Raw genomic sequence first — 17,553 nt, forward strand, 5'->3', positions numbered from 1 at the left:
GGCCAAGCTGAAGCAGCCGAGCGCAGGCTCGGCCCTACAGGGCGGCCGGCACGATGCCATCGCTCGGCACCGGTGGCAGCGTGGGCACCGCCAGGCTGCGCGACTGCCCCGCCTGGTTGAGCTCCACCGTATTGGCACTGATGCTGGCCAGCACCGTGCAGGGCCCCAACCGCTGGCCCGGCGCGTAGGCTTCGGCAGGACGCCCATCCACCGAGAGCAGCGCAAGCGGTGCGTGGTCGCCGGCCAACACGCCCAGCACCACCACCTCGGTCTGCACGGCGCCGGGGGACAACAGGCGCACCAGCGGCAGGCTTGCCACCGCATCGAACATCGGCCGCACCGCCGCCTCGGTCTTCACCTCGCTGGCCACGGCCGCCGGCGCCACCGCAGACAGAGTGATGCTCCAATAGCCCACTACGGCCAGCAGCAGCGCCGCCGCCAGCAGGGTCAACATGCGATTGCGATCCCAGCGCCTGCCGTCCATGTTCCGCACCATCGCCACGTTCGTGTCTGCCCACGCTAGCAGGTGCGGCTGACGCTTTTGTTTCATCATGCGGGCCTACGCTGGCAGGCATCGACCCGGACAGGAGGCAACGTCGATGCAGCGCGTGCCGCGTGGTTTCACCCTGCTGGAACTGATGGTGGTGCTGGTGATCATCGGTATCTGCACGGCGGGTATCGGGCTGGGCCTGGGCAGCCTGCTCGACCCGGGCCGGCAGCTGCGACAGGAAGCCGAACAGTTGGCGCAGCGCCTGCAGGTGGCGCGCGACGAGGCCCGGATCGATGGCCGCCCCCTGCGCTGGCAGGCCGACGCCGCCGGCTACCGCTTCAGCCGCCGCGAAGGCACCCGTTGGGTGGATGTGCAGCGCGACGACCTGCTGCGCCCACAACCATGGCAGCTGGCGGGCATCGCGGTGCAGCCGACCACGCCGATTGAACTGAGCCCCGAATGGATTGGCGTGGCGTGGGAAGTGACGCTGTCGTTGCAGGGCCGCCAGCTGCGTCTTCGTGATGATGGCAGCGCACAGTTGCAGGTCGTGCAGTGAGGCGGAACAGGCACGGGTTCACCCTGATCGAAGTGCTGATCGCATTGGCGATCGTTTCAATCGCACTGGCGGCGGTGATGCGTTCGGTGGCGGTGGCTACCGACGATCAATCGCGCCTGCGCGACCGTCGGCTGGCACTGATGTGCGCGCAGGACCGCTGGCAGGAGCTGCGCCTGGCTGGGCAGCCGCCGCAGGATGCACGGCAGCGCTGCGTGCAGGGGCGCAGCACGTTCCTGGTGCTGCAACATCTCGGCACCGGCAGCGACAGCCAGCCGCAACTGGAACTGAGCGTGGTGGCCGAAGATGCACCGCAACAGTCCCTGGCGCGGATGCAGCTGCCATGGACCACCATGCAATGAAGCGGGTCGCGCGTGGCTTCACCCTGATCGAAGTGATGATCGCGATCACCATCATGGGTGTGCTGGCGCTGATCTGCTGGCGTACGCTGGACAGCGTGGCCAGCAGCGACCAGCGCCTGCGCCGGGCCGATGCCGAAACCACGACGGCGCTGCGCATCCTGCAGCAGTTCCAGCGCGATATCGAGATGCGTGCCGACGACGCGCTGATGAATGGTGCAGTGCGTCCGGCCGGTCAACCGCAGCGGCTGCTGCCTCCGTCCCTGGTAAGCGAACGGCACCCGGATGGCAGCTTCGCGCTGGAGATCACCCGCAGTGTCGGCAGTGATGGACTACGCTGGCAGCGGGTGCGCTGGTGGCGGCAGGGCAATACGCTGTGGCGGGCCAGTGGCGCGGCGACGGATCGATACCCCCTGCCCGCGCCTGAGCCGTCGAAGGGCATTGCGGTGGCCAGGGATGTGCAGCGGTTCGAGGTACGCGCCTGGCAGCCGGGCGCTGGGTGGGCGCTGTTGCCGAGCGAAGGCGAGGTGCTGCCGGCCACCGGGCTGGAACTGCGGTTGGGCCTGCGCGATGGGCGCGGGCCGTTGAGTTACCGGCGGGTGCTGGCGTTGTAGGATTCGTTCGTGGCACCGCATCCACGCATGGCGTGGATCTACTGCCGAGCGGCTTCTACTGCCCGGCCTGCCCTGGTGGGTGCCGACCGTTGGTCGGCACTGATGCTGGCCCAGCCATCCACGCATGGCGTGGATCTACTGCCGAGTGGCTTCTACTGCCCGGCCTGCTTTGGTGGGCGCCGACCTTGGTCGGCACTGATGCTGGCCCAGCCACATCCACGCATGGCGTGGATCAACTCCCGGCCACGTTCGGCAGCATGGTGTGCCGACCAAGGTCGGCACCTACCGGGATCGTTCGATGCCTACCGACGCTGCGTGCCGTCGTCGCGGCTGGCCTGCGGGAACTGGAATGCGCTGTCGGCGTCGTAGCCGCTGTTGGCGGTAGTGCCACGCGCCGGCGGCGCTACGCTGCTGGTACCGCTGCCGAAGCCCAGGATCTGCACGCTGATCACCGACGGCTGGTTGCGCCGTGCGTCGTCCTGGCTCTTGCGCATCACGTCCTGTGCCGCCTGGCTGGCGCTGTTGGCTGCCGCACTGGCCGCGGCCAGCGCATTGACGTTGACAGATGCCAGCACCGGCAGGCCCTTGCTCTCGCCCTGTACCTGGATGTTGGCCGCGTTGAGCACCTGCAGCGCGGCCAGGTTGATGTTGCCGGAGACGCGGATACCGGCCTCGCCCGCATCGATGGTGCCCAGCGGTGCGATCAGGTCGACGTCGCCCGGCGGCACTTCGGCGATGGGGTTCAAGGTCGCGATGCCAGCACCGCTGGCCGGGGCCTGCGGCGACAGGATCACATTGCCCCACCCGTCATAGACGCGGCGCGGTGGCGTGTACAGCAACGTCGTGCGCGAACCACGACCAGCATTGATGTCACCCTGCTCCGACCACGCCAGGATGTCGCCGCCGAACGTGGTCATCACCCGCGACAGGCCCAGCAGCACGCTGTCCTGGCTGAACAGCCGGATATCGCCCTGCCCTTGGGTCACCAGTCCGGCACTGGCCGGGGGCACCACGCCCTGCACACCGATCACGATCTGCCCACCCGGTGCCATCAGCTCGATGTTGCCGCCCGCCTCGGTGCGCACGCCGGAGCCGCCGTACATCACGATATCGCCGGTACGGTCGATCGTCGCGCCGGTCGCAGCCTTGTCTGGCATCAGCGTAGCGATGGCCTCTCGCCCACGCAGGTAGGAGCCGAAGCGGGGTCCTTCTGCATCGGTATATTCCCGTCCACCTTCGCGCAGCTCGGCGTAATAGATCTGGCGCAGGAAGATGTGCTGCTGTTCCTGCGGCAGCGCATCGAAGGCAGCCAGCGCCCCGTCGCCGTCGGCAGCCACGCCGAAGCGCTGCTGCAGCCACTGCTTCAGTTCCTGGTCGTAGACCTTGACTGCCTTGCCCGGCTGCGACGCAAGCGATTGCGCGGGATCGGCAAGGTTGACGGGGTCCAGATAGCGGGCACGCAGGGCCGCGAAATCGATCTGCTGGTTGCCGGCCGTCAGCGCGATGCTGGCGCCGGGACGGGTATCGCCCTGCACGATGCCACCGAGGCTGACGATGCTGCCCGCATCTTCCTGGCGCAGCTGGCGGCCGGCACTGATCTCGGTGTTGCCGGGGCCGGCGATGGTCGCGTTCAGATGCACGACGTCGCGGCCCGCCGCTGCCACCGTGATGTCGGTGGGCGCGGTGTTCAACGCGGTCATCGACACCCCGAGGATGTCCCGGCCTGCCCGCAGTTGCACGGCGCCGGCGGCCTCGAACCAGTTCAGCTGGGTGCGCTGCCCCACGTTGGGATTCAGCGTGCGCCGGGCGCCGGTGGCCAGACCGATGATGTCGCCCTGCACCGCGTAGAAGCGGCTCGGCGCCAGGGCCGCAGCTACGGTGGACAGCGGAGAATTCGGACCGAACGCAAACAGCGGAAGCGACGCGTCCGGCGATGCAATGTTGCCGTCAACCGACAGGTTGTGCCGCGAGCGGGTCACATTGCCGCCGGAATCCCCCTGCTGGGCCAGAAATGCGGGGTCGAAGGGTCCCGGCAGCCGCGCGTCCGCACCCGAGCGCGCGATCTGGGTCGCGCCACGTTGGGCGAAGATGCTGCCACCGGCCAGCACGTCCAACCGTCCCGTTGCTGAGGGTGCCAGCAGGATCACATCCTGCGTCCCCGGCGTGGCGCTGATCCGGTCCAGCTTGATGTCGCCCTGCGCAGCAATGGCGCTGAAGCGCGAAGGATAGAGCCAGTAATTCAGCAGATCATCACCGCCACGCACATCAAGCTGGACCTGCTCGCGCCACAGATTGCTGCCGGTCACGTTATCCGGCCCGGCGAGGCCTGGCGCGAGGTCACCACCGGCACTGAACAGATCCACGGCCGTGCTGGCGGTCCACAGGGAGAACCACGTGCTGCCTGCAGCGCGCGCGCCATCATCCTGCAGCACCGCGCTGTAGTTGGCCAGCGGAACCCGGCCTGCATCGGCAACCCCGCCAAGCACCACATCGCCCCGTGCCTGCAGCTGCGCGACCGCATCGCCCAGCACCAGCACCGGTCCGCCCATTGCGCGGGCGGCGTCGGCGGCGAACAGATCGGCCGCACGCAGCTGGCCCAGCGTCGCGTAGTTTTCCAGGGTGACGCCCATTGTACCGATGCGCCCGGCATCGAGCTGCAGGCTGCCACGCAGATTGCTGAAGGTACCGTTGAGGTCGAGATTCTGTCCCGCCCTGGAGGGATTGAGGCTGGAGATCGTCGCCTGCAGATTCGGATTCAGTGCGCCACCGATGCGCAACCGCAGGTCGCCGCCACCGGTCAGGTGCAGCTGGCCATTGCTGACGCGGCCGGTCGATCCCACCGCCGCGATGATCGCGCCCGAGCGTGGTGCGCTCAGCGAGCCCAGCGCGTCGCCCATCGGATCGCGGACGCCGGCATTGCGCCCGGCCTCAAGCGTCAGGTCGCCGCCACCCAAGGTGCCGAAGCCGGTGAAGCCGACCATCCGCGGAGAGGCGCCAGCGGCAGTGGACACGTTGGTGTAGGTACCAAAGTTCACCCACCAGCTGGTCGGCACCGGCTCCACGCCGGTGGTGCTCCCGGTTCCCTGCCGCCACAGCCAATTGCCGACCGCGGCACTGGAGTACAGCGCCCAGTCGCGCTCGCTGGTGCCCGACTCCGCGCGCGCGGTCCAGGCGTCGCCGACGATATCGCGCCCGGCTTCGACCCGCAGGTTGCCACCATGATCGGGATACCAGGCCTGGTAGCCTGCGATCGCTGCGTCATAGCTGCCCGGCACCAGGTTCGGCCCCAACAGTGTGGTGTTCCAGGGAGCCGCTGCACGGGGCGAATTGAAGGCAGCGTCGTGGCCCCCACCCAGCGCGGTGGGAGTGCCGGCGGTGTAGACACCGAAGCCTGACTTCATCACGACGTCACCGGCAGCGAGCAGTTCCATGTCCCCATTGCCGGTGCGCAGCACGCTCCACGCCGGCGTGCCCGCGCGCTTGCCGTAGGTAGTCACTTCGGTCTGCGTGCCGCCGCCGGCGCAGTAGGTGGGCGCGGTACTGCAGAACTCGTCTTCGGTCATGCCGAACATCGCGGCGAAGTCCTTCGCAGGGGTGCCCACGTAGGACTCGTCACCCCAGTAATCCAGCGAGCCCTGCGCGGCCACCTGGCGGGGTGCCGGGCCGCAGTAGTCGGCCGACATCGCGCAGAACTCATCTTCGGTGAAGCCGAACATGTCGGCCAGCTCTGCGATCGGGCGGCCCGCATAGGACGTGTCGCCGATCCAGTCCAGCGATGCCCGCTCGGTCAACGCACGATCACCCACCCAGATGATCTCGGTCTTGACCGTACCGATCGAGCCCTGGTGGGTATCGGCCAGCACCACGCTGCCTTCGCTGCCCCAGCGCCGGCTGCGTGGATCGGCCGCCCCGGCATCGGCACCGGCAACCACGGTCAGGTCCCAGGAGGTGGTGCCCTCGGCCAGCATCGGCGCCAGCGCCCAGTTGCGCCCCTGGTTGCCATTGGCATCGGCCGGCCGCAGATTCACCGGCGCGTCGCCGGGTAGCTCCACCTTGGTCAACGAGGGAATGTACGCGCCCACCTTGAGCGCGACTTCCCGTGCCAGGCGCAGCGCAACCGGCAACACCGCGCCGGCGGGCCACTCCTGTGCCGCCACCTGTACCGCACTGCGCAGGCGGAAGCCGGCTCCCAGCCGCGCACCTGCCGCCAGCACCAGCGGCTCCTGCAGCACGGTGCCCGCGGCCAGCGTCTGCCCGGAGTCGGTGGTCACTGCCGCACCCAGCACGGTACCCGCGGGCAGGCGCAGATTCTGCGAGATCACCATCGGCGCGGGCAGCACGGTACCAACCGGAAGCGTTACCGATTCGACCGGCACGTCGTAGTTCAGGCGGGTGCCGGCCTGGAACTCGGTGCCGGGCTGCAGCTTCACTCCGTCCACCGGCACCACCAGGCCGCTGCCGAAGGGGGTGTGCCCCGCGCTGCCATTGCGGCCCTCATACAGCTGCCAGCCCCCCTCATCCGGCGTGGGCGGTGGCGGTGCGAAGCCATCGTTGATGCTGCCGTAGACGTTGATGTTGCCTTCGGCCCGCAGCACCAGCGAGGCCGATTCGCCGAAGCCACGCCGCGATGGATCGGCGCGGTTGGCTTCGGGTCCGTAGCGGTAGCCGGACAGATCGATGTCGCCGGCAATGCTCAGGTCGCCGTCCGGGTTGGCGTCGCTGCGCCGCGCCACCACCTGCACGCCGGGACGAAGGCGGACGTCACCCAGCGCGCGCGTGCGCTGCTGCAGGTCCGGGTTGCCCAGCGCACCATCGATCCACGCCACGCTGTGCGGATCGACCACCTGGTCCAGCCACTGCTGGGTCACCAGCTGCGCGCGATTGCCGCGCACATCAGCGGTGCTGGCCAGGGGCGCATCGTCGTAACGGCGGACACCATTGAGCTGGATGTCAGCCGCGCCATCGATGCGCAGGCCATTGGCCGCGGCGATCGCCGCGTCGTTGCTGCCCACCCGCGGCACATCGATCTTCAGCGAGCCCCGCGCCATGCCGTCGTTCTGTCCAGCGCCGTCGCCGACGGCCACGCCGCTGCCGGCACGCAGGTCCAGGTGCGCCGCGCTGCCCAGACCCACGGCGCCTTCGGCGCTGCCCAGCGTGATGGTGGCCCGGTTTGGACTGTCGATGATCTTGCCATGGCTGTCCACGCGCAGGCCGGTACCGTGCGCGTCCAGCGTGCCGTCCACCTGCAACTGGTCGCGGGCGTACAGGCGGATGCTGCCGACCTGCTCGCCGCTGGCATCGATGCGGCCGGCCACGGTCAGGCTGCCCGCGTCGACACTGATGTCGACCCGGCGCGCCTTCACTTCGTCGCCGATCCGAAGATCGCCTTCACCGATCTGGAAGCTGCGGCCGCCGACGATGCCACCGGCGGTCAATCGCTGGTTGAGGCCGGTGAAGTCCTGCAGCTGGCGTGCCTGCACCACAAGTTCACCACCGTCGTAGGGCACCAGCGTGCCACCGGCATCGTAGCGGCCACTTGCGGCGCCCTGAAGATCACCGGCCAGATCGGCTCGGCCAGCCATTGCGGTGACCGTCATGCGCCCGGCGCGGTTGTTGCGGGCGGAAACATCGATGCGGGAGGCCGCATCGGTGCGGATGTCACCCGTGTCGCTGGACAGCAGGACATCACCGCCCCAGCTGAACTTGTCCACGTCGTACAGCGGGACCTTGCGCCCGGCCAGGTCCAGCACCGCCCGGCCGCCAAGCGTGATGCCCTGGCGTGCGCTCGCCGACAGCCGTCCTGACGCCAGCGCGATCGTGCTGTCCAGCGTGATCCGGTTGGCGTCGATGCTCAGCTCACTGCCCAGTGCATCGCCACCCGCCTTGCCGGTGCCCCCGTGCAGGCGGAACTCGCCGCCGGAGCGCACGCGCAGCTGCGCGGCGGGATCGGCGGTCAACAGCGGGGTATCGATGCCGAGGCTGCCTCCGCTGTACTGCCAGCCCTTGTCGGCCAGATAGTCGCCGCGCTGCTGGAACACGTCCAGCGTGCCCTGCGCGGAGAACGACAGCTGCTCCGAAGCACTCAGGTTCAGCGCACTGAATCCGAGCACCTGCCGGTTCGCAGGTACTTCAGAGCTGGGACGGCTGAATGGCGCCCGCCCCAGCTGCAGCTGGCGGGTGACGATGTCCAGCTGCCCGGCGCCGAGCCGGTCCACCATCGGATCGGCCGGCGGCACCGACGCGTCGCTGCCCGGCGCCTGGCTCGCCGCCAATGCGCCGTCCCAGACCAGCGTGTCCACCAGGATGCGCGCGCGGTCGGTCGCCGCACCGTAGCCGCGGATGGCCTGCGCACCCAGCACGAGCGTCTGCAGGCCACTGCGGCCGGTGGCACTGTCGCGTGCGTCCAGGTCGACGCTGCCGAACACGTTGACAGAATCCCGCGCGACCAGGCTCAGCGTGTCCAGCGCCGGCACGCCGGTCGCATCATTGCCGCGCAGCAATTGCTGCAGCACGGACTGGTTCATGGTCATGCCACTGGGCAGCGCCCCTGCCGCAGCGGCCTGCGCGATCGCTTCGGCACTGCCGAGGTTCAGCGCCGCCATGCTCAGGCCCAGCTGGCGGGTGCCATAGCTGGCCGAGTCGCGCATCTGCAGCGTGCCATCGGTCGCTACCGTGATGCTGCCATCGGAAACCAACCGGGCCTGGCCGTCGCACGCCGCCTGGCACCCCCCGATGTCGATCGCCACCGGGCCAGCCCCCACGTCGGTGTTGCCGGTGATCAGGTTCAACCGCTGGTTGGACACTGCAAGCAGGCCGCCGGAGACCTGGTAAGGCAGGGTCGCGTTGGCATCCGCATTGGCGGATGCAAACGGCAGTGTATCGAGGGTCGCGCCGGCCTCGACCAGGATGCCGCTGCCACCGGAGGCCGCTGCCACCAGCACTTCCGGTGCGTTCAGGGTGACACCGGAACGCACCGCCACGCTGCGCGCCTGGCCGGTCACCGCCACCTGCGAGGCGACCTGGTTGAACTGCCCGCCGATGATCATCCGTGCCGGCAGGAAGGCATTGAGCGCGTCGTCGCTGAAGGTGGCGCCGCGATCACGCGCCTGCGATCGCGCGCTGCCGCCAACGATCTCCAGTGAACCGACCGCCGGGCTCGCCAACGTGGCTGCCAGCGTGCCGCCGCGCCCCTTGTCGGTAGCGGCGCCGAACCGCGCGGTGCCGGCGAAGCGGATGGCAGGCGTGTCTGCGCGACCGGCGCCTTCGCCCAGCGCAAGCGTCAACCCGAGCGCATCGATGGTCTGCCAGCCACGCGACTCGCCTCGACGGTCGGCCACCGATTGCGCGAAGCTGTTGTAGTAGGTTTCGTTGTAGCCCGAGTGCCGGCGCACCACTTCGGCGGGCGTCAGCAGGATGTCGGTGAGCAACGGCGAAATTGCCGCACCCAGTGCCGTGCGCTGCTGCCCGGACACGCGCCAGGTGCCGGTGCCGGTCGCCATCGGTTGCACGATCCCCGAGGTGCCGGTAGCGCCCAGCTCCACCCGGAATGCGCCGGGCTGCAGCGCATAGCTTGCCGGCATCAGCGTGTAGGTGCCGGCCGCCAGCCCGGGCACGCCAGCCGGCACGGTGATCTGCTGGCCAACCGCCGGAGCTGCGAATCCTTCTTCCCCGCTGGGGGCGAACGCCCCGGCGCGCCCCGGTACGATCGCGTACACCGGGTTGCCCGACGCACTGAACGCGTAGCGCGGATTGGCGTCGGCCAACGCCGTGCGCAGCACGTCGACAGAGCCGCCGCGCCCGGACACGAAGGCCGCACCGGTCAACTCACCACCGCCGGACATGTCCAGCAGTGCCCCCGACGCCACCTCGATCTCGTTGGCCTTCAGGGTCACCCCCATCGAGGAGATGCCGGCCGGCGTCAGCGAGCTCAGGCTGCGCGTGCCTACCCGCCAGTCGACACCATCGACGGTGCCACCATAGGGCAGCGACAAGCCGGCACCGCTGGTGGAGGTAGCGCTGCCTGGCAGCAGTTCCACCCTGCTGCCGATGGTTCCGTTCTGGATCAGACCGCCCAGCTGCAGCGTGCCCATCGGCGCCTGTACGTTGCCGCCCTGCTGCACCGTGGCGGCCACCAGGCGAAGCGTGCCCAGCGCCGATTCCGGCGCCGGCTGCGTGGCCGCACCTGTGCCGTGGATTCGCAGCACGGCAGCTGGATCGGCCCAGTAATCAGCGGTCTGCACGGTCTGCGCCGAAGCGCCGGCCACCAGCGTGCCGACCGCGCCTGCGGTGGGGTACAGGCGCGCAGCGGTGACGTCCATCGAACCGGCCGTCATCAACGCGCTGGTGTTGCCACTGCTGGCAATGCCGTTGGTCAGGCGCACGTCGCTGCGGCTTTCCAGCGCCACGTGCCCGAAACCCGGCAACCAGGTGACGTCGCGGATATCGATCAGCGCGGCCTGCACCGCCAGCGCGTGATCGTCCGGCCCGGCCGAAGCGACCGACGCAGTGCCCTGCAGGTTCTCGCCCGCCAGCTGGCCCCAGCGCGCCTGCGCCAGGCGGACGTAGGGCGCACTCAGCCGTAACGCCGACGACGGCCCGGCATCCACGGCCATGCCCAGGCTCGAAGTGCCCTGGCCATGAATGCGCAGGCTCTGGGCCAGGCGCAGGTCGACATCGCCAACGGCGCGGATGTCACCGAACACGGACAGGTTGTCGAAGCCGCCCGCCTGCAGCTGCTCGACCGACAACGCGGCGTGGCCATACTCCAATGCGGCCGGCAGTGGCTGCACCGGTGCGCTGTGCTGGCTGAGGGTGATCGCACGTGCCCGCAGTACCTCCTCGCTGGCGCCACGTGCATGGATGCTGCCGCCGAAGGCCAGCCCAAGCGTGCCACCACGTGCGCCGGCACCACCGGCGGCCGCGTCCATTCCGCCCTCCAGATACAGCGCATTGGCCGAGCGCAGCACGATCTGCCCGCCGTCGCTGTCCACGCGTACGCGGCCTTGGCCGTCGATATCCAGCTCGGCCGACGCACCCCGCGCCTGCAGGCGCGCGCCGCGTTCGACCACTACGAACGCTTCCGGTGGTCGGTTGTCGACGAATGCTGCGGTCTCCCAGTCCAGCGCCCCGCCAATCTCAATGCGTCCGCCCGCGCGCACCTGCCCACGCAGACGGCCGCTGGGATCGGGCAGCGAGATCGCGTCCGCATCGGCATCCAGCAGCGCGCCTTCGGCGAAACGCCAGGTGCGTTCGGTGCGCTGCCCGGCGTACAGCGCATTTTGCGGACGCACATCGTCGATCACGATGCGCCCGCCCCTCGCACGCAGCATGCCTTCAACATCGATGTTGCCTGCACCCAGCAGCGAGATCGTCTGCCCTGGATCGACCGCCACCAGCGCATCCTTGCCGACGCGCAGGTCACCGCCCACGCTGTTGCGGTCCGAACGCAGGCTGATACTCGCACCGGCGCGCTGGCTGACGCGCCCGTTCGACGGATCGGCGCTGTACAGCGGCACATCCCACGCCGCCAGTGCGGACGCCCGATCGGTTGCCATCTGCGCGTCCTGGGTCAGGCGAAGGCCTGGCAGGGCAGCGACCAGCCGCGCGCCATCGGCCACCTCCACGCCTTGGTGGCCATTGATGTCGTACTGCGCGAAGCCACTGCCGAACAAGCCGGTGTCCAGTCGTAGCGACGCGCCCGCCGGGTCCGCATCGCCCACCCGAACGTGGCCACCTGTTCCCAGCGAGAAGGAACCACTGCCCTGTCCTCGACCACTGAACCGGCTCCCCTCACCCAGCTGCACCCGACCACTGCCGTCCGTCGTAACCGTGCTGCTGTTGGCCTGCAGGCTGACGCTGCCCCCTTTTCCGATGCGGGCCTTGCCGCGCAGGTCCAGCGCGGCGCCGGCCTCGACGTCCACCGTTGCCTCGGCGGCCACGACCACGTCATGACTGTTGCTCAGGCTCAGGCGGCCGCCATCCGTCCAGGCACCGCTGGCGTCGAGCGGCATCGGCAGTGACGCGTTGCTCCATTCGCCGGAGAGATCGATCCGCGTGCCACCGGCAATGGCGGTGCGGGCGCGGCCATCGTGCAGCAGCGCCGTCGGCCGCCCCTGGACATCCAGCAGGTTGCCCGCCGACAGCTGGCCGCCGGCAATGCCGATGTCGCCTGCCAGTTCGACCTCGCTGCCGGTCAGGTTGAGCTGTCCACCTGCCTGAAGCCGAAGGCTGCCGTCGATGCGGATGCGATCGGCGGTCGCCAGGTCGATCCGTCCCCACTGCTGGGCACTCAGCGCTGCGATATCCAACCACACCGTGTCACGCCGCTCCTCGTTCATCGGAGCCAGCAGCGACCACGCCGCCTTCGCCGGAGCCTTGTCATCCAGGCGCACATCCGAGCCGAACACACCACTGCGGCCCTGGCCGTCGTAGCGCCCCAGGTACAGCTGCGCATTGCGCGCCACTGCCGTCTGCGCCTGCGCATAGCCATCCAGCGCGGCCTCCGGCCTGCGGTTCTGCTGCGCGCCCTGGAAAGTGGTCGTCTCAACCTTCCCATCCAGCACTGCGGTCGGTGCGGAGACGATCAGCCGACCTGCATCGCGGCCGACGGTGTATCCGTTATCGACACGCTGCGCCGCGAATACGATCGGATCACGGAAGGTCTCAGTGATGCCCCAGCGCTCCTGCTTTACTTCATGGCCGCTGTACAGGCCATCGAACAGCATCTCCGCCGGCGCCTCATCAAGGCGGTAGACCTGGCCGTCGACGCCGCGCACCCAGCTCTGCCGGATCACGCCGCTCTGCACATCCAGGCTGCCGCCGGCAAGGTTGATGCGTGAGCCACCGTTCGTGATCACTTCCCTGCCACCCAGCAGGACGGTGCCTCCCTGCGCAGCCCATTCGCCGATCGAGTGTCCCTGGTTGTCGAGGTAGCCACCCACCTCCAGCAGGCCGCCTGCAGCGTACCAGCGCTCCCCCTCGTAGCCCCCGGTACCGGCCGGAACGTGGACCAGCCTGCGGCGATCGACCCAGACTTCACTGCTGGTCAGCTTGCCGCTGTCGCGGTTGTCCAGGGCATCGCGCAGTTCGTTGCCCTGCACCTTGACCTGGACATTGTTGCTTTCCATCGACACCTGCACGCCCACTGCGCCGGACACGTCCACGCGCGCGGCGTCGTCTACGTAGCTGCGGGCCGCCGCATCGGCGATGATCTGGCCGCCCGTGGCAACCGTCAGCGAATCCCTGCTGAAATGGATGTTGCCACCCGAGACGATCTCCACCCGCGACTGGTCCCGGCGATCATTGTGCTGGGACAGATTGTCGAAGGTTGCCGAGCGCGCGCCAGCGCGGATCGCGTCCTGCTCTGCCGACTCCTTGATGAGGCTGTCGCGCTGCGTATCCAGCACCGTGGCCTTGCCATCGTCCTCGATCAGCACCGCCGTAGTGGCGCCATCGGCGAGCGTGACGCTGCTGCCGGCATCACTGGCCGAGGCCAGAAGATGCACGGTGCCGCGCTGTGCGAGCGTGGTGCTGGCCACGGCCACACCGGCCTGCTCGACGCTGCGCCCGGCCAGAGTCACGTCACCCTCAAGCGCGCGCAGCAGGCCGGTGTTGCGCACGCTGCCAGCCGTGCTGCCGGCGATGAAGCGCGGCGCGATCTCATTGCCCCGGGTGGTGGAGCTGGTGTTGGTGGCCGTACCCACGCCGCGCCGGATCACGAAACTGTCTCCCGCAGCGAGCTGCACCTGGCCCTTGCGCGCCTCGATATGGCCAGCATTCTCCACGCTGTGCCCGGCCAGCAGCACGTAGCCACCGCCGCGCGTCGCACTGGTCGGCTCATGGGTCGCGATGCGGGCACCCTGCTCCACCATCACCTTGCCGAACGCATCGCTGAGCGTGCTGCTGCTGGCGTCGGCGCTGTACAGGCCATTGTCGCGGAACTGCGCATCGCTGATCCGTGCTGCAGCCGCCAGCAGATTGCGTACATTGACCTGGCTGTTGTTGCCGAACACCACGCCGTTGCGGTTGGCCACGAACACCGTGCCATTGGCCTTCAGCTGGCCCAGGATCTGGCTGGGCCGCGCCTGAGGATCGTTGACGCGGTTCAGTACTGCCCAGTCAGGGTGCTGTAGGAAGTTCAGCGTTGTGTTGCCGCCGATGTTGAAGGTCTCCCAGTTCAGGATCGCCTTGTCCGCGGTCTGCTCGACCGTGACCTGCACCCGCCCGTCGCTGCCCTGCGACTGGATCGCCTCGCGCGCGTTGAGCCAGCCACGGGTCAGCGGATTCTGGTCGACGCTCAGGCCGTCCTTGCCGAGGCCATCGGCAACGATGAAGCCAGCTTCGCGGCGCGCCTGCCGCGCCTGTTCCTGCAGGCGCTGCTGCAGGGCAATCGCCTGCGCCGCCGTGCCAAGATTGTCGATCGACTGCTGCAGCTTCTGCCGTGCTGCGTCCTGCTGCTGGGCCGGCAACTGGAACTGGATCGGCACGCCGTTGGGCATCCGGCCACTCTGTGCCGCGCTGCCCTGGGCCGCGCCCCGTTCGGCGAACCAGCCCGGACTGAACGCCTGCTGCGCCTGGCTGGCCGGGGCCACCATGCTCCCCAGTGCGACTGCGATGGCCCACGCCATCGGATGATTGCGGCGCATCGACGCGGCCGGACGAACAACGGACGGGAGCGGGTGCGACATCGGAACCTCATCAACCTGGTGGGCCGCGGCTGCGGCGACGATCGGGGAGGCACGCGCAACGCATGCCCTGCCACTGATAGACGGTTCACGTGGCACGAAGCCGACAGCGAAACACTGCGGCGGCGGCACCGTCGCGGAAATGGCGACGCCGGCCCAGAGGCCGGCGTCGCGTCCAGCAGGATTCAACCGGTGCTGCGGATTACAGCGGACGACCGATGCCGGCGCAGGTGCTGGGGTTGTTCAGACCGGCAGTGCTGCTGGCCAGCACGAAGCGGTTGCGGATCGCATCGCGCCAGGCCTTGGTCAGCGGAATGAAGCCGTGGTCGGTGATCGACTTCTCATACGTGACGGTGTAGGTGGCCGGATAGTGGCGGGCCAGGAAGCCGCGCAGGCTGGTGGCAACGCTCGAATCCTTGTAGCACTGGCCGATCACCAGGTTGGTGTAGCCGGCGATCGGATAGCCAGCCGACGGGTTGCCGAACACCGGCACCCAGTTGGCGGGGTTCTCAGCATCGGTGCCGGTCGGCGGAGCGACGGTGTCCAGGGTGGCCTGCACGCTCACCTGGTCCGGCGAGAAGCCCTTGACCTTGGCGACCTTGGTCGCATCGGTCAGGCTCGGGATCACGTCCGGGCCGACGTAGCCGATACGGCCTTCAGCAGCGTAGACCGTGTTGTACAGCGAGGTGCCACCGGTGGCCGGGGCGGCCACCAGGAACGCCGGCAGGTTGCCGTTGGCATCACGCTTGTACAGGTCGGCGAAGGTCGACTTGATGGCGAACTTGCCGCCCACCAGCTTCGAGGTTTCAGCGTTCTCAGCGGCACAGGCCGCGGTCAGGAAGCGGCTGAACATTTCGCTGGTACCGCTGCTTTCCGCGCGGTACACCACCTGGATCGGGCCACTGCGGTTGGCATCGATGGTCGACCAGTCGCTGATCGCACCCGAGAACACGCCGCAGATCTGCGCCACGCTCAGGTCCACCGCCGAACCGGCCTTGTTGAACGGGATGGTGACCGAGGTGGCCACCGACGGCACCTGGATCAGCGCGCCGTAGCGGTTGGCGTTGGTCGGCTGGTTGAAGTTGGTGGTGTAGTTACTCAGCTCGGTGCTGCTCAGCACCGAATCGCTGCCGGCGAAATGCACGGTGCCGGTGGTCGAGAACAGCGCCGAGTTGTTTTCCAGGAAGGCCTTCTTGCCGGTACCCGAACCGGTCACGGCGTAGGTGAAGTTCGCAGGCAGGATGCTGTCGGCCGAACCCTTGTAGAGGTCGGCCGGCAGCGAGGCACCGCCGCCGGTAACGGTCTGCGCCGAGGCGGCGCCCACGGTAGCGAGCAGCGCGGTGGCAACCAGCGCGGCCAGGGTCTTGTACTTGGTCATGATCTTCTCCTGAAGGGTTTACTGCGAAGGGAAACGCCAAGGGAGGAACGGTCACTACACGCCTGCTGCCGCCGAGGGCCTCCCAGCCCACTCTGCGGCGACGGGTCCATGCTGGTCCGCGCCGATGACAGGCCGCTTAAGAAACCTGTGGAAGATCGGAAAAAGGTGTGGAGGATTGTGTGGAGAAATCCAGGCACCAGTAGATCCACGCCATGCGTGGATGTGCCGCCCATGCGCGCGTCGGTTGATCCATCCACGCATGGCGTGGATCTACTGCACCAGCTGATTCATTTCCATGATCGGCATCAGCACGGCCAGCACGATCGTCAGCACCACGCCGCCCATCACCAGGATCATGGTCGGTTCCAGCAGCGCGGTCAGCGCCATCGCGCGACGCTCGATGTCGCGCGAGATCGTCTGTGCGGCGCGGTCCAGCAGTGGCGCCAGCGAACCAGTCTTCTCGCCGCTGGCCACCAGGTGCACCAGGATCGGCGGATAGACCTTCTGCACCTTCAACGCAGCACCCAGTGCCGCACCTTCGCGTACGCGTGCAGCCACATCATCGGCACAGCGCGCCAGCAACGCGTTGCCCAGGGTCTGCCGCGCCGCTTCCAATGCGCGCAGCAATGGCACGCCGGCATCCAGCAGGATCGCCAGCGTCGAGGCGAAACGCGCACTGTTCACGCCCAGCACGAAGCGCCCGACCATCGGCAGCCGCAGCAGCATCGCGTCCCAGCGCAGGCGCAGTTCCGGCCGGCGCAACGCCAACCGCCATGCCACCACCAGCGCAGCGATGCCGAGCCCCACCCACATGCCCCAGCTGCGCACGAACGCGCTGGCGGCCAGCATCACCTGGGTCAGCATCGGCAGCGTCTGCCGCGCCTGCACGAATGCGGTCACCACCTGCGGCACCACGTAGCTGAGCAGGAAGATCACGATCGCCACCGATACCAGGCTGATCGCCGCCGGGTAGATGAAGGCGGTCAGTACCTTGGCCTGCAGCGCATTGCGTTCCTCGATGTAGTCGGCCAGACGCTCCATCACCCGCGCCAGATCGCCGGAATCCTCACCTGCACCCACCAGCGCCCGATAGATCGGCGGGAAATCGCGTGGCCGCGCGGCCAGTGCCACGGTCAGGCGCTGGCCGGCGCGCACGTCGGCGCGCACAGCGGTGAGTGCCTGGGCCACGTGCGGGCGCTCGGCCTGTTCGATCACCGCACTCAATGCAGCTTCCAACGGCAGGCTGGCCGCCAGCAGGCTGGCCAGCTGGCGCGTGGCCCAGGCCAGCTCGCTGGCCGACAGGCGGCGAGCGCCCCAGCCAGTGCCTGCACTTCGCGCCGCGCTGACCTGCACGGGTGTCAGCCCGCGCCCACGCAGCAGCTGGCGAGCACCGCGCGGGCTGTCGGCATCCAATTGGCCTTTCTCGATGCGGCCCTGCGCGTTGGCAGCCTGGTAATCGAACAGTGCCATGCAGGC

General features: G+C 68.7%; 7 protein-coding genes. 3 read left to right on the top strand and 4 right to left on the bottom strand.

Translation table 11 applies throughout. From position 1 onward, the window contains the following. Positions 1-34: 34 nt before the first annotated feature. Positions 35-496: a hypothetical protein gene (locus AC5P7X_RS05335; protein ID WP_346608082.1), complete on the bottom strand. Its 462-nt coding sequence runs from the start codon at positions 494-496 to the stop codon at positions 35-37. Between the two features lie 103 nt (positions 497-599). On the opposite strand from AC5P7X_RS05335, the gene gspH reads away from it, so the two are divergent. The 3 genes from gspH to AC5P7X_RS05350 are packed head-to-tail and all read left to right on the top strand — an operon-like array spanning position 600 to position 2,016. Further along, positions 600-1,046: a type II secretion system minor pseudopilin GspH gene (gene gspH, locus AC5P7X_RS05340; protein ID WP_495214560.1), complete on the top strand. Its 447-nt coding sequence runs from the start codon at positions 600-602 to the stop codon at positions 1,044-1,046. Further along, positions 1,043-1,405 carry a type II secretion system minor pseudopilin GspI gene (gene gspI / locus AC5P7X_RS05345; protein ID WP_053500979.1) on the top strand — a complete coding sequence of 121 codons (363 nt, stop codon included), beginning with the start codon at positions 1,043-1,045 and terminating at the stop codon, positions 1,403-1,405. Before gspH ends, gspI begins: the two co-directional genes overlap by 4 nt. After that, positions 1,402-2,016, top strand: a complete 615-nt coding sequence (locus AC5P7X_RS05350; protein WP_495214666.1) for a prepilin-type N-terminal cleavage/methylation domain-containing protein — start codon at positions 1,402-1,404, stop codon at positions 2,014-2,016. The genes gspI and AC5P7X_RS05350 overlap by 4 nt, the downstream gene beginning before the upstream one ends. Before the next feature lie 302 nt (positions 2,017-2,318). Here the strand turns inward: AC5P7X_RS05350 and AC5P7X_RS05355 are convergent, their stop codons facing one another. The 3 genes from AC5P7X_RS05355 to gspF form a co-directional block, all read right to left on the bottom strand. Continuing rightward, complete coding sequence (locus tag AC5P7X_RS05355; RefSeq protein WP_495214561.1) at positions 2,319-14,702, bottom strand: filamentous hemagglutinin family protein; 12,384 nt, start codon at positions 14,700-14,702, stop codon at positions 2,319-2,321. Positions 14,703-14,901: 199 nt separating this feature from the next. Beyond that, on the bottom strand, positions 14,902-16,077 hold the full coding sequence (locus AC5P7X_RS05360; protein WP_053499834.1) for a substrate-binding domain-containing protein: 1,176 nt from the start codon (positions 16,075-16,077) through the stop codon (positions 14,902-14,904). A 270-nt stretch (positions 16,078-16,347) separates the two neighbouring features. Beyond that, positions 16,348-17,547 carry a type II secretion system inner membrane protein GspF gene (gene gspF, locus AC5P7X_RS05365; protein WP_053499836.1) on the bottom strand — a complete coding sequence of 400 codons (1,200 nt, stop codon included), beginning with the start codon at positions 17,545-17,547 and terminating at the stop codon, positions 16,348-16,350. Positions 17,548-17,553: the final 6 nt, after the last annotated feature.

It is taken from the genome of Stenotrophomonas sp. YJH_SMC_53 (genome assembly GCF_059369995.1).